This window comes from Acinetobacter sp. WU_MDCI_Abxb74, from assembly GCF_025513915.1.
Lineage (GTDB): Bacteria > Pseudomonadota > Gammaproteobacteria > Pseudomonadales > Moraxellaceae > Acinetobacter > Acinetobacter calcoaceticus_C.
The window spans coordinates 366290-381295 of the sequence record NZ_JAHPRP010000001.1 but is presented as its reverse complement, the minus strand read 5'-3'; the positions used below and the strand labels follow the sequence as shown (position 1 = coordinate 381295).

The 15006-nt window shown below is 37.5% G+C and carries 20 protein-coding genes; 1 reads left to right on the top strand and 19 read right to left on the bottom strand.

The features are described from left to right. Nucleotides 1–12: 12 nt before the first annotated feature. Nucleotides 13–924, top strand: coding sequence for a lysine exporter LysO family protein (locus KTH84_RS01835; RefSeq protein ID WP_262471752.1), 912 nt, complete (start codon nt 13–15; stop codon nt 922–924). Here KTH84_RS01835 and pyrF read toward each other — a convergent pair. The 19 genes from pyrF to kdsB all read right to left on the bottom strand — a co-directional run bounded on the left by pyrF (nt 921) and on the right by kdsB (nt 14998). Then, the gene (gene pyrF, locus KTH84_RS01830) at nt 921–1619 is read right to left on the bottom strand and encodes an orotidine-5'-phosphate decarboxylase (protein WP_262471751.1); all 699 of its coding nucleotides are present in this window, start codon (nt 1617–1619) and stop codon (nt 921–923) included. The genes KTH84_RS01835 and pyrF overlap by 4 nt on opposite strands. Before the next feature lie 185 nt (nt 1620–1804). After that, entirely contained in the window at nt 1805–2170 is a 366-nt protein-coding gene (locus KTH84_RS01825; protein ID WP_005041071.1) for a lipopolysaccharide assembly protein LapA domain-containing protein, read from the bottom strand. Nucleotides 2171–2196: 26 nt separating this feature from the next. Beyond that, complete coding sequence (locus tag KTH84_RS01820) at nt 2197–2499, bottom strand: integration host factor subunit beta (protein ID WP_003651488.1); 303 nt, start codon at nt 2497–2499, stop codon at nt 2197–2199. Nucleotides 2500–2655: 156 nt separating this feature from the next. Next, complete coding sequence (gene rpsA / locus KTH84_RS01815; RefSeq protein WP_042896511.1) at nt 2656–4329, bottom strand: 30S ribosomal protein S1; 1674 nt, start codon at nt 4327–4329, stop codon at nt 2656–2658. 111 nt (nt 4330–4440) lie between these two features. After that, nucleotides 4441–5121 carry a (d)CMP kinase gene (cmk, locus tag KTH84_RS01810; RefSeq protein ID WP_262471750.1) on the bottom strand — a complete coding sequence of 227 codons (681 nt, stop codon included), beginning with the start codon at nt 5119–5121 and terminating at the stop codon, nt 4441–4443. A 10-nt stretch (nt 5122–5131) separates the two neighbouring features. Next, the gene (locus KTH84_RS01805; protein WP_262471749.1) at nt 5132–5572 is read right to left on the bottom strand and encodes an SRPBCC family protein; all 441 of its coding nucleotides are present in this window, start codon (nt 5570–5572) and stop codon (nt 5132–5134) included. A 70-nt stretch (nt 5573–5642) separates the two neighbouring features. Further along, nucleotides 5643–6146, bottom strand: a complete 504-nt coding sequence (tadA, locus tag KTH84_RS01800; protein ID WP_075431386.1) for a tRNA adenosine(34) deaminase TadA — start codon at nt 6144–6146, stop codon at nt 5643–5645. Nucleotides 6147–6151: 5 nt separating this feature from the next. Beyond that, entirely contained in the window at nt 6152–7276 is a 1125-nt protein-coding gene (locus KTH84_RS01795) for an enoyl-CoA hydratase/isomerase family protein (RefSeq protein ID WP_262471748.1), read from the bottom strand. After that, complete coding sequence (ung, locus tag KTH84_RS01790; protein WP_262471747.1) at nt 7273–7986, bottom strand: uracil-DNA glycosylase; 714 nt, start codon at nt 7984–7986, stop codon at nt 7273–7275. The genes KTH84_RS01795 and ung overlap by 4 nt, the downstream gene beginning before the upstream one ends. A gap of 49 nt (nt 7987–8035) precedes the next feature. Beyond that, nucleotides 8036–8632 (bottom strand): 6-pyruvoyl trahydropterin synthase family protein, encoded by a 597-nt coding sequence (locus KTH84_RS01785; protein WP_262471746.1) that lies wholly within the window; start codon nt 8630–8632, stop codon nt 8036–8038. 228 nt (nt 8633–8860) lie between these two features. After that, nucleotides 8861–9820, bottom strand: coding sequence for a type II secretion system minor pseudopilin GspK (gene gspK / locus KTH84_RS01780; protein WP_262471745.1), 960 nt, complete (start codon nt 9818–9820; stop codon nt 8861–8863). Next, entirely contained in the window at nt 9820–10521 is a 702-nt protein-coding gene (gene gspJ, locus KTH84_RS01775) for a type II secretion system minor pseudopilin GspJ (RefSeq protein WP_262471744.1), read from the bottom strand. The genes gspK and gspJ overlap by 1 nt, the downstream gene beginning before the upstream one ends. Beyond that, the gene (gene gspI, locus KTH84_RS01770) at nt 10521–10901 is read right to left on the bottom strand and encodes a type II secretion system minor pseudopilin GspI (RefSeq protein WP_262471743.1); all 381 of its coding nucleotides are present in this window, start codon (nt 10899–10901) and stop codon (nt 10521–10523) included. Before gspI ends, gspJ begins: the two co-directional genes overlap by 1 nt. Further along, on the bottom strand, nt 10891–11445 hold the full coding sequence (locus KTH84_RS01765) for a type II secretion system protein (RefSeq protein ID WP_262471742.1): 555 nt from the start codon (nt 11443–11445) through the stop codon (nt 10891–10893). Before KTH84_RS01765 ends, gspI begins: the two co-directional genes overlap by 11 nt. A 9-nt stretch (nt 11446–11454) precedes the next feature. Continuing rightward, complete coding sequence (locus tag KTH84_RS01760; protein WP_042896519.1) at nt 11455–12063, bottom strand: TetR/AcrR family transcriptional regulator; 609 nt, start codon at nt 12061–12063, stop codon at nt 11455–11457. Nucleotides 12064–12099: 36 nt separating this feature from the next. Beyond that, complete coding sequence (locus KTH84_RS01755) at nt 12100–12873, bottom strand: TatD family hydrolase (RefSeq protein WP_262471741.1); 774 nt, start codon at nt 12871–12873, stop codon at nt 12100–12102. Nucleotides 12874–12890: 17 nt separating this feature from the next. Beyond that, on the bottom strand, nt 12891–13232 hold the full coding sequence (locus tag KTH84_RS01750; protein ID WP_042896523.1) for a PilZ domain-containing protein: 342 nt from the start codon (nt 13230–13232) through the stop codon (nt 12891–12893). A gap of 10 nt (nt 13233–13242) precedes the next feature. Continuing rightward, nucleotides 13243–14223, bottom strand: a complete 981-nt coding sequence (locus tag KTH84_RS01745; RefSeq protein WP_262471740.1) for a DNA polymerase III subunit delta' — start codon at nt 14221–14223, stop codon at nt 13243–13245. Nucleotides 14224–14236: 13 nt separating this feature from the next. Continuing rightward, nucleotides 14237–14998 carry a 3-deoxy-manno-octulosonate cytidylyltransferase gene (gene kdsB / locus KTH84_RS01740; protein WP_262471739.1) on the bottom strand — a complete coding sequence of 254 codons (762 nt, stop codon included), beginning with the start codon at nt 14996–14998 and terminating at the stop codon, nt 14237–14239. Nucleotides 14999–15006: the final 8 nt, after the last annotated feature.

The following is a 15006-nucleotide window of genomic DNA, read 5'->3' as shown; positions in this document are numbered from 1 at the left end:
ATCTATTATTATATGCAATCTTTTTATCTCATCATTCAAATTTTTTTAGCACTTGCTTCCGGCTATTTTCTAGCACCCAAACTATCTCTAAATATCCGACAGTTTATTTTCAAAATACTGCCCTATTTTTCTTATATTCTCTTAGCGAGTGTGGCTTTAGAGTTAACACTGGCACTTGATCAAATTGAGAACCCTTCTGCGATACTTCCACCAGCTATAATCATTGCACTTACCACATCTTTTGGCTCTTTTTTTACATGTTTATTGGCTTATACAATTTTTGATAAACAAAGTGTAAAAGGAAAAATTTCACTTCAACTTTTTGTAAATGCTTTAAAGAATATTGCAAAAGCTTTTCTGGCCTTAGGTATCGGTGTTCTATTAGGAGCTATCGCCACTCAATTCAATTCACATATAGCATTTAATAGTTGGTATTTATTGTTACTATTTATTTTATTAATTGGCATTGAGCTTGCGTTTACTCACTTTAATCGTACGTGGTTAAGCTGGAAAATTTTAATTGTACCCTTAGCTGCTTTTATAGGTTCATGTATCGCCGGCTTCTTCAACTACTTTTTGCTTAACAAGCATTTTGCACTAAATGAAACGTTAGCATTAGCGCAAGGTTATGGCTGGTATTCAATGTCAGGCATTTTATTTACGCAGTTACACTCGGCAGAACTAGGTGGTATCGCGTTATTAACTGATTTATTTAGAGAAATTGTTGCTATATTTTTAATGTATACAATGGGATGGCGTTTTCCACGCCCTGCTATCTCAAGTGCTGGCGCGACTTCAATGGATGTTACATTAGCAATGGTGAAACAGTCATGCGGTACACATTATGTACCACATGCCATGATGAGCGGCTTATTATTAAGCCTACTCGCCCCGCTATTAATTAGCTTATTCCTAAATTTTTAATCAATTGAAGCAAGAATAGACTTCAACATTGCTGTTGGATCTTCTGCTTTAGTAATCGGTCGACCAATTACCAAATGTGTAGAACCATCAAGCATAGCTTGCTTCGGAGTTACAATACGTTTTTGGTCATCCGCATTTGTTCCTTCTGGACGAATACCAGGCGTCACCAAAGAGAAGTCTTGTCCAATCAACTCGCGAAGAATTTTAGCTTCTTGTGCAGAACAAACCACACCATCCAAGCCACTTTCTTTAGTGAGTTTAGCTAAGCGCTTTACATGCTCTACCAGTTCAACATCCAAACCAATATCTTTTAAATCTTCACGCCCCATTGAGGTCAACACTGTGACCGCAATTAACTGCGTTTGATAGTTACCTGCTTTTAAACGCTCTACACAAGTTTCCATCATTTTACGACCACCTGAAGCATGGACATTTACCATCCACACTCCTAAGTCAGCTGCTGCACAAACAGCCTGAGCGGTAGTATTTGGAATATCATGAAATTTAAGATCAAGAAAAACCTCAAAATTTTGTTCTTGAAGTTTTTTTACAACAGATGGACCTTCATGAGTAAAAAGCTCTTTACCCACTTTTACACGACATAAAGTAGGATCAAGTTGTTCAACAATTTTTAAAGCGTCATATTGGCTTTTTGCATCTAACGCAACAATGATACTCAAGAGACTTTCTTCCATCACATAAAATCAGCATCATTATAATAGACAAGTTATCAAGTAATAAAGGAATGTATAAGGAAGGCTTTCAAATTTAGAAACAATAATGCCAAGAGAACTGATTTTTAGAAAAATAAAAAGAAGAAAACACTGATAAATTAAGGAAGATACTACTCTTTACTCGTAAATAAAGAGTAGTGTTCGAATTATAACGGAGTAGAGTTTTTATCTTGAGGATAAACATCTAAAACAGTTTTTTCATGTCTTACATTTGCAGCGGCTTCTGCTGCTGCTAATTGAGCACTTTGAATTTGTTCTTTTCTCAAATGGTCAATATCTTTACGAAGACGTTTAATTTCCCAGCTTTGTTGAAACACTCTGAAAACCTGTACACCTAGCAAAAGACCAACCACCGTTCCAAGTACTAATGTGAGTAGCAATAATAAGCCTAATCGCATAGCTGGAACTTGGGTAAATAACAAATCAACAGAAAGCTCTGTTGGATTTTGCAATACAAGTGCTAAAGAATAACCAAATACAACAATAAGCAATGCAATTAAAATATAACGCATAGGCACACCCACTTATAAATTTTTATTTATTTCCCGGATTCGTTGACTGCATCACGCAGTGCTTTCCCAGGTTTGAAATGTGGAACAGCTTTAGCTGCCACTTCAACTGATCTTCCCGTTTTAGGATTGCGACCAACTCTTGGGTCACGGTGGTGTAAAGCAAAGCTACCAAAACCACGGATTTCAATTCGATTATCAGTTGATAGGGCTTCTATCATTTGATCAATCATAATTTTAACCGCCTCTTCCACTAAAGGTTCAGCTAAGTGTGGGTTTTTTAGCGCAATGCGTTCAATCAAATCAGACTTATTAAGAGCTTCAGTAGTCATCTACGACCTCGTTATTTATTGCTACTCTATGTCGTCTGATAATAACCTGTTTAAATACAAAACGGTAGCGCAGTATGTTGAATACTAGGCTACCGTTTACAGTAATTTGTATAAAAAGTACAATTCCGTTACATGAAACTGTACTTTGTTAACCTATTACTTCATTTGTGCTTTGATCAAATCACCAATAGTCTTAGGACCATTTTCTTGATTTGTTGTTACTGTACGTAAAGTAGCAACTGCTTCTTTCTCTTCAGCTTCGTCTTTCGCTTTAACAGACAAGTTGATAGAGCGAGATTTACGATCAACGTTGATGATTTTCGCTTCAACTTCTTGACCAACTTCTAAGAATTTAGTTGCATCTTCAACGCGGTCACGGTTGATTTCAGAAGCTTTAAGAGTAGCTTCTACTTCGTCAGCTAACTTAACAGTTGCGCCACGAGCATCAACTGCAGTTACAGTACCTTTAACTAAAGTACCACGTTCGTTAGCAGCTAAGAAATCATTGAACGGATCGCTGTTCAATTGCTTGATACCAAGGCTGATACGGTTACCTTCAGCGTCTACAGACAAGATAACAGCTTCAACAGTGTCACCTTTCTTGTAACGACGAATAGCTTCTTCGCCTTGCTCATTCCAAGAAATATCAGACAAGTGTACTAAACCGTCGATACCGCCATTCAAGCCAATGAAGATACCAAAGTCAGTGATAGACTTGATAGTACCAGATACTTTTTCGCCTTTCTCATGAGCTTTAGCAAACTCTTCCCATGGGTTAGCACGAGTTTGTTTGATACCAAGGCTGATACGACGACGTTCTTCGTCAACTTCAAGAACCATAACATCAACTTCATCACCAATCTGAACAACTTTAGATGGGTGGATGTTTTTGTTAGTGTGGTCCATTTCAGAAACGTGAACTAAACCTTCAACGCCTTCAGCGATTTCAGCAAAACAACCGTAGTCAGTTAAGTTAGTTACACGAGCTTTAACGATAGAACCTTTAGGGTAACGGTTCATGATCGCTAACCATGGATCTTCACCTAATTGTTTAAGGCCTAAAGATACGCGGTTACGCTCACGGTCAAATTTAAGTACTTTAACAGTAACTTCTTGACCAACTTCAACAACTTCTGAAGGATGCTTGATACGTTTCCAAGCCATATCTGTGATATGGAGAAGACCATCAATACCGCCAAGATCAACGAATGCGCCGTAATCAGTAAGGTTCTTGATAGTACCTGTAACTGTTTGACCTTCTTCAAGTTGAGCAAGTAATGCTTCACGGTCAGCAGAAGATTCAGCTTCCATAACAGCACGACGAGATACAACAACGTTATTACGTTTAGCATCAAGTTTGATTACTTTAAACTCTAACTCTTTACCTTCAAGGTGAGTAGTGTCACGGATAGGACGAGTGTCCACTAATGAACCTGGTAAGAATGCACGAACAGGACCGATGTCAACAGTGAAACCGCCTTTAACTTTACCAGAGATAACACCAGTAACGATTTCGCCATCTTCAAAGATTTTTTCAAGTTTAGTCCAAGTTTCAGCACGCTTAGCTTTTTCACGTGATAAAACTGTTTGACCCATACCGTTGTCAAGAGCTTCAACAACTACGTCAACAGTATCACCAACCTGAACTTCAAGTTCACGTTGTTCATTTAAAAATTCAGCACGGTCAACAATGCCTTCAGACTTTAGGCCAGTGTCAACAGTTACCCAGTCGCTATCGATGTTTACAACAACACCTTGGATGACTGCACCCTTTTCAACGTTGAGGTTTAATTCACTTTCTTCAAAGAGGGCTGCAAAAGATTCGGTCATGATATACCTGATAAATTCCGCGGTCTTGGATCAGACAAGGCCGGTTTAGTTAAGTATCGACATAGTCTTTATAGACTGATCAAGCTATGCGTCAACTGATAATTCTAATTGCTAAATGGTACGGCTATCGACATACTCAACCATCAACTTAAATACCTGATCGATCGTTAATTCCGAACTATCAATGATATAAGCGTCTTTGGCTGGCTTGAGTGGAGCAACTTCTCGCTCCATATCTCTTTTGTCACGCGCCTGTATATTAGCTAAAATGTCGTTTATTTTAGCATCTAGGCCCATGCCCTGCAACTGTTTTACTCTTCGCTCGGCACGCGACTCAGCAGAAGCCGTTAGATAAATTTTCGCATTTGCTTCTGGAAAAATAGCTGTTGCCATGTCACGACCATCTGCAACCAAACCAGGATTTTGTGCAAAAGCTCTTTGTCGCTCAAATAATGCCTGTCTAAGTTCTGGAATTGCTGCAACTTTCGATGCATATTCACCAATCCGTTCTGTACGAATTGTTTGGGATACATCCTCACCATCTAGAAAAACTAAAATTCCTGTTGTGGATGTTTCAAATTTAATATCTAGATGACGTGCATATTGAATGCATTCATCGAGCTGACTGTCTAATTTCTCTAATAAATCGTGTTTATGTAATGACAATCCTAATAAACGATATAAGGCACCCGAATCGAGTAAATGATATTGATAATGTGCTGCAAGTTTTGCGGCCAATGTTCCTTTACCCGAACCACTCGGACCATCAATAGTAATAATTTGAACTGTCATTGAACTCTCACTAAGAAGCAATTGCTTTAGCTAATCTCGAAAAGCCTAGTGTAATGGCTAGTTTTAGCTGTGCAAGGATTAATTTACTTACCACTGTAGCTTTTGCTGTTAACTCGATGCGGTATGTAACTAAAGTTATATATGGGGTGATTTCAGAAAACTCTATTCGACCTAAATGATGTTTAATCAAAGGATTGTCTATTAATTTATATTCAATACTTTTATTTTCTTCAAGTAATGTAATTTCTTCTTTAAGTGGCTTGATTGGACCAAATCCCATACGACGAACAGAGCCTAAACCATCAGGTCTTTTAGAATCTGCCGAGTCTTTCACACGTACAACTTGTAAAGGTGCAAAAGCAGTATTGTAAGTTGCATGTTTAGAGAGCAAGTTAAATACATCACTAAGAGGAGCATTAAATTCTTTTTTTACAGTAATTACATTACGCATTGAATATTTCCTATTAAATAGAATCATGGCAGTAAAATCGCGTTAGTTTGCCATAAGCTCGTGTTACTTTTTAATCATTTAAGGACGTTTTCTGTTGTTTTTCTTGTTTCTTTTGCTCACGTCTTTGTTTAAAAAAATGACTGAGTTGTTGGGCACATTTTTCTTGTAAACAACCTTGTTGAAAGGTAAATCTGTGATTGTAATAACCATGTTGTAGTAACTGACGAGCACTTACTAATGAACCTGCTTTAGGTTCTGTTGTACCAAAAACCACATGTTTGATTCTTGCATGTACTAATGCGCCTACACACATTGTGCATGGCTCAAGAGTGACATATAAAGTTGCATCTTCAGGCAATCGATAATTGTCTAATGATAAGCATGCTGCGCGGATAGCTTGAATTTCTGCATGTGCTGTTGGATCTAACAAACTAATTGGAGCATTATAGCCAGATCCAATTACTCGATTTTGGCTCACCACAACCGCACCAACAGGAATTTCACCCTGCTGTGCGGCTAATTCAGCTTGCTCGTATGCAAGCTGCATCCAATATTCATCACTATATTCAGTCATGTATTTTAGATGATCACACCATGTTGTTTAAGCAAAGCATTCCAGCTATCTATTGAAGTCACTGGCGGACAATCAGCTAATATACCTCTTAGGCTTAGGTCTTCACATGGTTTCCATTCTGGTGATAAATCTTTATCAACTAAGCGTGCACGAACGCCTTCTACAAAGTCTGGATGACGAATTTTCCACTCAGAAATTTGAGCTTCTAAGTCAAAGACTTCATCCCAAGAATGTATTTGTTTACCCCATTGCCACAGCAACCAAGTAATTGCCGCAGTACTAGGAGATCCTTTTTGCAAGTTCTCACTCGCTTGGCGAAGCCAATCACTGCTCGCATCACGCAAACTAACAATAGCTTGATAATCTTGTTCAAAATTAAAGCCACGGCAAACGCTATGAATCACATCAAGTGAGTTTTGCAATGGACCTGCCGCAACAGGACGATGCAAGCTATTTAAAGTATCATCAATTGCACGAAAATCCCCTGCAGGATAATGAGCCCAATTAATATTTAAAACTTTTTGCAAAACATTATCACGCTGTGCTTCACAAATATGAGTTGCCCAACCGATGCTATATGCTCCAGCGGCTGTCATGATTGAACCAGTTAAACCAGTAAACAAACCTATTGGACCACGATCTGCTAGGAAACGGCTCGCCCCGACATCTGGATATAAACCAATATTAATCTCAGGCATTGCCAAACGAGAATATGGGGTTACTAGACGGAACGGTGCTGCCATAAACAAGCCCAAACCACCACCCATAACATAGCCTTCGCCCCAAATAACCACAGGTTTAGCATAATTATGTAAAAGTAAATCTAAAGCATATTCTTGCTGAAAAAACTTATTCGCAGTATCTACCTCTTGATTTATAACAAGTTGACGCAATTTTCTAACGTCGCCACCTGCACAAAAAGCTTTTGGTGTAGTTGAATCTAACCAAATTGCTTTAACACTCTCATCATCACGAAAATCTTCAAATACACGTAATAATGCCGTTACGATTGACTCATCTAAAGCATGCAATGATTTAGGGCGATTCAATCGTACTATACGCCAGCCGTTTTTTGCTTCTTCAACCACCAAGTCCGGGTGATAGTTATTTACATTGGGAGAGTTCATCATGCGTCCAATTGCCAGTCTATGGGCTCAATGCCATGTTGTTTCAAATATTGATTTGTTTTTGAGAACACTTTACATCCAAAAAAACCGCCTCTGTTTGCAGCAAGAGGTGATGGATGTGCGGCGGTTAAAACCAAGTGTCTATCTCTATTTATACGTTGTCCTTTGCGCTGTGCATAAGCACCCCACAAAATAAATACCACATGTTCTCTTTGCTCATTCAAAACATCAATGACTTCATCAGTAAATGCTTCCCAACCTTGCTTTTGATGTGAAGTTGGCTGTCCAGCCTCAACAGTAAGCACGCTATTCAGTAAAAGCACCCCTTGTTTAGCCCATTTCGTTAAATCACCATGACGAGGAGCTGGAATACCCAAATCTGTATGTAATTCATGAAAAATATTACGTAAAGACGGTGGTAATGCAATACCTTTTTGAACAGAGAAACTTAATCCATTCGCTTGGTTCGGTCCATGATATGGATCTTGTCCCAAAATAACGACCTTCACATTAGCCAATGGTGTCGTATTTAGAGCACTAAAAATTTGTTTACTCGGTGGATATATTATTTTTTGTGCTTGTTTCTCTTGAAATAAGAAGTCACGCAAATTATCCATTTGAGGGCTTAACAAAAAAGGTGCTAAAGATATTTTCCAGCTTTCTTCTAATTGAACTTTACTGAGTTTATCTTGCTGTTGCTCAGTTAATTGCATTAATGTCATCCTAGATCAATTTTCAATTCTACAAATAGAGTAATTCGATTTACACTTCGACTTGCAAATCAACTTGAGGATTATTAAATTTCATCCCTTTTTTCAAGTCTTCATACATTTGCGGATTTGCCCACTCTATCTGAATTTGTTCTGAGAAAACAATTCTATCAAGACTTAAAATCCCCATTTGTTCATTTTGAATATCTTCAATAAAGCTTTGAGCATATCCAGTATCGGTCTCATGAACAATAACTGAATAAACCTCAACATCACCCTCCCCATTTTGAGTGTTTGTTGATTGCAAAACTTGCTGAGCTAGATAAAAGAAAATACGAGAGAACTGTTCAGCGGATGGCGAAACAGGTAAAGAAATCCAACGAGCACTAAAAGTCTGACAAGCATCAATATATTGAGAATCATCTTTTTCCCAAAAACAGATTGCATGATCAAAGCTATCAATCAGGTCTTTTATTACTCCTTTTAAAAGCCCAAAATCATAAACCATTTGTCCATGATCTAATTTCGAAGCTTTAAGCAATAATTCGACTTTGTAGCTATGTCCATGAATTGATCGCTTACAACGATCCGATGTACAGTTACGTACAATATGTGCATTTTCAAACTTAAATAACTTACGAATTAACATGTGCCAAATCGATCATTCCTTCTAGGAATATTATTATAAAGCAAAAGACAAAAACTTCGCACCACTTTTCAATTAGAAACAATTAGCGAAAAGTATGATAAGACTTGTGAAGAAATATTGAAGATAAACATATAGAAAATTTATATTTATTCTATTATGTCCACTAGAGAAATTCCTGACAACAACTTTTCAACAACATGACCAAAAAAATAAATTATAATTTTTCAACTAGTTAAATGGCGACATATTTCTAGAGTAGACATAAACCTGCTTATCATTACGCATGAGTGCACTTGTAAATTGTCTTTTCCGATTATTAAGCATAACCTCAATTTGTGCTTGAAAAAAACTCGACTTAACATCTAACAGGCTATTCACCTCAGTTCTGTTTTGAGTATCAACTGTTGAAAAAGCATTCAATTGCCATAATTCATCAACATTTTGAAAGAATTTTAAATTTTGTTGGCGCATTTGAAGCTCTTTTTCTACCGCCCCTAAATCTAATTTTTGATCAATACTCGCTAACACTAATGGTGAGGCGGTATTAATATTCACTTTTGTATTTTCGGGTAAAGCAGAAATATAAGGGGCAATTAAATCATATTTCTTGCCTTCAAAACCTCTTACTAATTTCAACTCTTCAATACGATGAAATTTAGCATTTGAAGCTAAGTAGCTAGGATCAAGTCCTTCATAATAACTACTTTCTGCGCCCATAGGTCCAAATGGTTCTTCATCTGGATCTTGCCAATCAATAATTGCTTGACTTAACTCTGCTGGCAAGCCTACACGTACAAGTAACCGCTCAAACCAGCTTTTAGCAGCTTCGTTTACCTTGCCTTCATTGGTCATTAAATTGTTTAGGTTAAATTTCCCTGACTCATCTATTAAACGCCCTGACACAGATCCATCTTCTATTGGAAAAGGAGGCATTGGCTGTGCCCATGTTTCTTTTAAATGATCAATGCCACCAGCATTGTTTGCATCTTGAATTAATAACTCAGAAAAAAAAGCTTCTGCACTTTTTGCATAGAGTAATGACTGATTTTGACGCATTAAATAACCAGTGTTTTCCATTGTATTGGTTTGATGCTTTGCAATAGAGGCAGCTAAAATTGTAGCCAATGCAACCATAATCAAAATTATGAGTAATGCTACACCTTGCTGGCTCTTTTTATTGTGCAACATTATACCCCTCCTTCTTTGGAGAGCGATAAATTCCCTTGGTTTAAGCTATAAATCCACTCATAACTTACACCAGCAACCGTAAGTTGTATTTTTATTCCTTTCGGCAGTTTTCTAAACTCTTCAGGCTTTGTAGGATCAAGATTAATTTCTGGCCACTTTGTCACTTCTTGCGGCGTTAACACCATAATTTGAAACTGTTCGACCTGATTCAACAAAGTGCTAGATAAGGGCTGCTCTCTGTTCGAAGTATTTAAATTGCTATATTTAAGACGATAAAGTTTTTTTTGATCAGGATCATACCGATATTCAATACGCTCAAAAGGTGATAAACCTTGTTTTAAAGGATCAGTAACACCAGCCTTACTAAAATAGAGCACTTGATTATCAAGTTCTAAGGCTGGATGAAGCTTCCCGCCTTGATTTGCCGATAAAGGTATAATTTGTAATGTATCTCGCAAAACTTGTTGATACGCATCTTGTAATTCAAATAGTTGCACTTCATGTTGAGCATTACGATCACGAACTTTTAATAAATAATCAAAAATTTTCCAACCCAACAAAGATAAAACAGCAAAAATTGCAATTGCGACTAAAAGCTCAACTAAAGTAAATCCTGAGGCACGAGTTAATCGAGTACTGCTCGATCGTGCCGCAAGACGTGAACCTGTGCTTTGAAAGCGAAAATATTTATTTTTTATCATTATTTTACTTTTATTGGATAATTAAAAAATACTAAATGGGTAATACCATTTTGAACTTTCCCTTTATCAGAATCATATAAGCTAACTTGCAAATCTACTTTCTGAACATTCGGGCTGATTGTGGATTCTGCTGATTTATCAATTTGCCAAGTTTCACCTTGAGAAGTTACCTGCTTACTTTGAGTGCCTTGAAGCCATTCCTGATTAATCTCCATTAAAGCAACTTCATTCATTGCTACAAACTGTGCTTTTGTTCTAAGAATTGCATTTGAGGTAGATTGGGTATATTGCATGGCCACTTTAGTTAACGCGACAGCAGCTACTGCAAAAATTGCTAAAGCTACCATTACTTCTAATAGAGTAAAGCCTTTAGATTTCATTTATTTTACCCAAATGATCAATTTGTATTTCTGAACCAATTGGTTTTTGTTCAAAGTAAAACTGTATTTTAACTGTTTTAGCTTCACCATTGCCGAACCAGATTAATTGAGGAGCCTGCCCGCCAACTAAATCGGTATTCGTCGCTTTTGAATAGTTCTGCCCATCTAGCGGTTGCACTGTAAAATATACATGTTTAGGCAATTGGCGCGTAGTAAATTCTGGGTATTTCTGCCAACGGTTTTTTAATTCTTGAACCTGTAATTTACTCTGATCGTGGTATTCATACAGTTCATAGGAAAATGTAGAAACATCAGTCTCACTCATAGTAGATAAAGCTAAAACACGAGACTGATCAAGCGACTCTTTACCAATTTTATGTGCATCAAGCAAAAATAACTCTCTTGCTTGCATCGCTTTCTTTTGGTCAACCCCACCTATATTGAGTACAACGAGAGAGGTCATAATTGTCATAATAACAATCACCACCATCACTTCAATGAGGGTAAAACCTTTTTGTGATTTAGGTGGTGATTGAGATTTCATATCGACCTATTAAGCATATTGTTCAACAGCTTGTTTAGGTAAGGCTAATGCCTGATCAATATAAGCCACTCTTAACGTGTCCCTTGAACCTAAATACCGTTGGTAAAAACTTGAGTTAAGAATAGCTGCTGCACCATGAGTTAATGACCAAATAGATGCAAGATAATCTCGGGTTGTCATATTGCTTTGAATCGATTCTAAATAGTGATCTGTCATGCGAATGATAATTCGTAATCGCTGTTTACGCACTTGATAGAGTTCATTAAAAAGGTGATGTACACCCTGAGCCGTAATCGAAAGTTTTTCTTCAATTTGATGAAATAAAACTGTCCGCTCAGGATGATGTAAATGATGCAACATAAAAAAGGCCAAGTGTTCTGGAAAGGCCTTTTCAGTATCTTGAATCATTTCGAGTAACATACGTTCATTACGAATAATCAATAGCATGTACAATTCATCTTTACTTTGAAAGTGTTTGTACAAAGTTCCTTTTGCTAAATCAAGCTCAGCAGCCAAGACATCAAGTGTCATCCCAGCTTCACCATTTTCTAGCAATAATTGCTCCGCAACCTGAAATATTAATACTTCTCTTGCTCGGAACTGAGCCTGACGATCCATCTTCACGCAATTACTCTCTTATATAGTTTCTATAACTTAAATCGCTTTTAGCAAGTTCTCAAAATTTTGTGAGGTGATCATTGCAATTTCCTCAACCGATTTATCATATACATCACTGAGCGCTTTGGCTACATAAGGCACATATTTTGGTTCATTTGTTTTACCGCGATATGGAACAGGTGCTAAATAAGGACTATCTGTTTCAATTAAAAGTCGATCTAGCGGAACTTGTTTAGCTACATCACGCAAATCTTGTGCATTTTTAAATGACACAATACCTGAAAAAGAAATGTAATAACCACAATCCAGCACAGCCTTAGCAGTTTCCCAATCTTCAGTAAAACAATGCAAAATTCCATGCGTGGAGTTTTCTGCACGAATAATATCTACCGTGTCATGCTTTGCTGAACGCGTATGAACGACGACTGGTTTTTTTACAACTTTCGAAGCTTGGATATGTCTTGCAAAACATGCCTTTTGCTCTTCAATAAAATCTGTACTGTGATAATAGTCCAGTCCAGTTTCACCCAGAGCCCATACTTTTTCTGATTGAGCTAATTCAATCAAGTGCTCGGTTGTTGCACGTGCCATTGTGTCCACATCCTCACAAGGATGCACACCTACCGTATAACCAACGTCTTCATGTCTATTTGCAATTTCTGCTAGTGCAATATGGTCATCAAGATCAACGGAAATTGCCATAAATTTAGACACTCCTTCTGCTCGCGCTGCAGCGAGCGCAAGGTCCAGGTCACCGTTATAAGGCGTTAAATCTAACATCGTTAAATGGCAATGCGTATCAACAAACACTTTTCTATCCTATTTGACTACATGGTATAACTTGGACGATCTAGAGACATACTACCAGCCAAAACTCTTTCTGCCTCAGCTTTATAGTAAATTCCCTTATCTCCACTTAATTGAATAGCGAAACCCTGAGGTTTAAATCCACTTTGCTTATGTGATATCCAAATCACCTTACCAGTGAGAGGAATTTTTTGAGATTGCTCAGGCAAAGTAGCTAAAATGAAAATTTCTTGTCCCATTTTTACTTTTTGTTTTGATGGTACAAATAGGCCTCCACCTTGCACATATCCCATATAGCTTGCTTGCAAAGTAGCTCTATCAGGAACATTTACCTGAATAATACCCCCCATTTGCGGCTGCATAATTTTCCCCTTAAATATTCATTAACGTTATAAACAATTGATCTATAATAAGTTGACTTTGTACATTTTGCTCAACAAGTTTTTTTGCTTGTTGTAGTTCACTATAAATATTAAATAAGCTTTCTAAATCGTAATATGGACTTAATTGATCAAAATCTAAATCCGTATTTTTCTGTGGCTGATTTAGCTTGACACAAATTAAATCTCCCAACAAGTACTCAAAAAGTACGATAAAATCGCTAAAACTTAATTCTTTTTGCCATTTTCCTGAGAAAAATAAAGGCATATTTTTTTGAGCTACAATTTTTAACCAGTCATTTAAGAAAATCTGTCGCTTTGTAAACCAATCACTTTTTGCAATTTCTATTGCTTGTAAAGGCATATCATTAGATAGACCAAGTAGTAAATCAGGTTGTACTTCTGCAAGTTCAGATAAATGCTCATTCAAATATGAAGTAGCTTGTTCATATGAAACGCGATCTAAAGCAAAATGCTGCAATCGGCTACGAATAGTGGCAGGTAATTTAAGGTAGTGATCAGCCAATAAAATTAAAACAACGCGTTCACCGGGTTCTTCTAAAGTTTTTAATAGCGCATTTGAGGATGCCAAGTTAAGAGCTTCAGCAGGCTCAATAAGAATAACGCGCCAGCCCTCGCCGGTTTGTTGCACGAAAGGCAGTAAATCTCGAATCTTTTCAATTTTTATTTTTGCATTCTGCTTTTTATTTTCTTCATCTGTTGTGATATGAACATAATTCGGATGAGTGTCTGATTTTAACCATTGGCAGCTACTACACTCACCACAAGCGCCATGAGACTGCTTATTGAGGCAAAGCACCCACGCCAAAAAATGCTTAGCAAAAGCATGTTTCCCACAGCCTTGCTTGCCATAAAATAATAGGCCATGTCCAATATTGGGGAACCTTGTTGTTAAGGTATCCCATGTTGTTTTTTGCCAAGGATAAACCTTTGAAGTTACATTCGGATTCATTAAAAATTAACGCTTATTCAAAAGATTCGACAGGCATTTTATTTAAGCGATCAAGATCAGCTTGAGTGTCCACACCAGGAGGTAAGTTTGCTTGAGCGACAGCAATGGCAATACGATGTCCATTTTCTAAAACACGTAATTGTTCAAGACTTTCTAACTTTTCAAGCTTACCCATATCCCAGGTCACATATTCTTGCAACAAGCTCACTCGATACGCATATAAACCTAAATGGCGAAATGCTTGGTTATGTAAACTTGGCTCAGCTTGCCCAGCCCCATCACGGTCGTACGGAATAGTTGCCCTGCTAAAATATAACGCTTCATTTTGCTTAGACATAACTACTTTTACAATGCTATCACGTTGAAATTCATCTAAGGTATGAATAGACTCGCACAATGTAGACATTGAACAATTTGGTTTATCGACCAAGAGTTTTGCAACTTGTTGAACAAGTTGAGCTGGCAATAAAGGTTCATCTCCCTGAACATTTACAATAATATCATCTGCTGCCCACCCCTTAATACGAGCAACTTCGCTTAATCGGTCTGTTCCTGACGGATGATTAGGACTCGTAAGCACAACGTCCACACCATCTGCACGGCAAATCTCAGCAATACGCTCATCATCTGTTGCCACACATAGATCATCAAAACCTTCGACTTTTTTTGCTTGATCCACCACACGTAAAATCATAGGACGGTCATGAATAAGCAACAATGGTTTACCTGGCAAACGCGAACTTGAGAAGCGTGCTGGAATGACGATGTGTTTCATTTTTTCTT

Coding starts and splice junctions, on each gene's coding strand:
- KTH84_RS01760 (WP_042896519.1), bottom strand. CDS start 12,063: ATGGATCGTCAGGCTCAGTTCCGAGCAAGAGAAGTATTAATATTTCAG.
- gspJ (WP_262471744.1), bottom strand. CDS start 10,521: ATGATAAAAAATAAATATTTTCGCTTTCAAAGCACAGGTTCACGTCTT.
- KTH84_RS01795 (WP_262471748.1), bottom strand. CDS start 7,276: ATGATGAACTCTCCCAATGTAAATAACTATCACCCGGACTTGGTGGTT.
- KTH84_RS01745 (WP_262471740.1), bottom strand. CDS start 14,223: ATGAATCCGAATGTAACTTCAAAGGTTTATCCTTGGCAAAAAACAACA.
- KTH84_RS01805 (WP_262471749.1), bottom strand. CDS start 5,572: ATGCGTAATGTAATTACTGTAAAAAAAGAATTTAATGCTCCTCTTAGT.
- gspI (WP_262471743.1), bottom strand. CDS start 10,901: ATGAAATCTAAAGGCTTTACTCTATTAGAAGTAATGGTAGCTTTAGCA.
- gspK (WP_262471745.1), bottom strand. CDS start 9,820: ATGTTGCACAATAAAAAGAGCCAGCAAGGTGTAGCATTACTCATAATT.
- KTH84_RS01825 (WP_005041071.1), bottom strand. CDS start 2,170: ATGCGTTATATTTTAATTGCATTGCTTATTGTTGTATTTGGTTATTCT.
- KTH84_RS01820 (WP_003651488.1), bottom strand. CDS start 2,499: ATGACTACTGAAGCTCTTAATAAGTCTGATTTGATTGAACGCATTGCG.
- KTH84_RS01835 (WP_262471752.1), top strand. CDS start 13: ATGCAATCTTTTTATCTCATCATTCAAATTTTTTTAGCACTTGCTTCC.
- kdsB (WP_262471739.1), bottom strand. CDS start 14,998: ATGAAACACATCGTCATTCCAGCACGCTTCTCAAGTTCGCGTTTGCCA.
- KTH84_RS01750 (WP_042896523.1), bottom strand. CDS start 13,232: ATGCAGCCGCAAATGGGGGGTATTATTCAGGTAAATGTTCCTGATAGA.
- pyrF (WP_262471751.1), bottom strand. CDS start 1,619: ATGGAAGAAAGTCTCTTGAGTATCATTGTTGCGTTAGATGCAAAAAGC.
- ung (WP_262471747.1), bottom strand. CDS start 7,986: ATGCAATTAACTGAGCAACAGCAAGATAAACTCAGTAAAGTTCAATTA.
- cmk (WP_262471750.1), bottom strand. CDS start 5,121: ATGACAGTTCAAATTATTACTATTGATGGTCCGAGTGGTTCGGGTAAA.
- KTH84_RS01765 (WP_262471742.1), bottom strand. CDS start 11,445: ATGAAATCTCAATCACCACCTAAATCACAAAAAGGTTTTACCCTCATT.
- KTH84_RS01785 (WP_262471746.1), bottom strand. CDS start 8,632: ATGTTAATTCGTAAGTTATTTAAGTTTGAAAATGCACATATTGTACGT.
- rpsA (WP_042896511.1), bottom strand. CDS start 4,329: ATGACCGAATCTTTTGCAGCCCTCTTTGAAGAAAGTGAATTAAACCTC.
- tadA (WP_075431386.1), bottom strand. CDS start 6,146: ATGACTGAATATAGTGATGAATATTGGATGCAGCTTGCATACGAGCAA.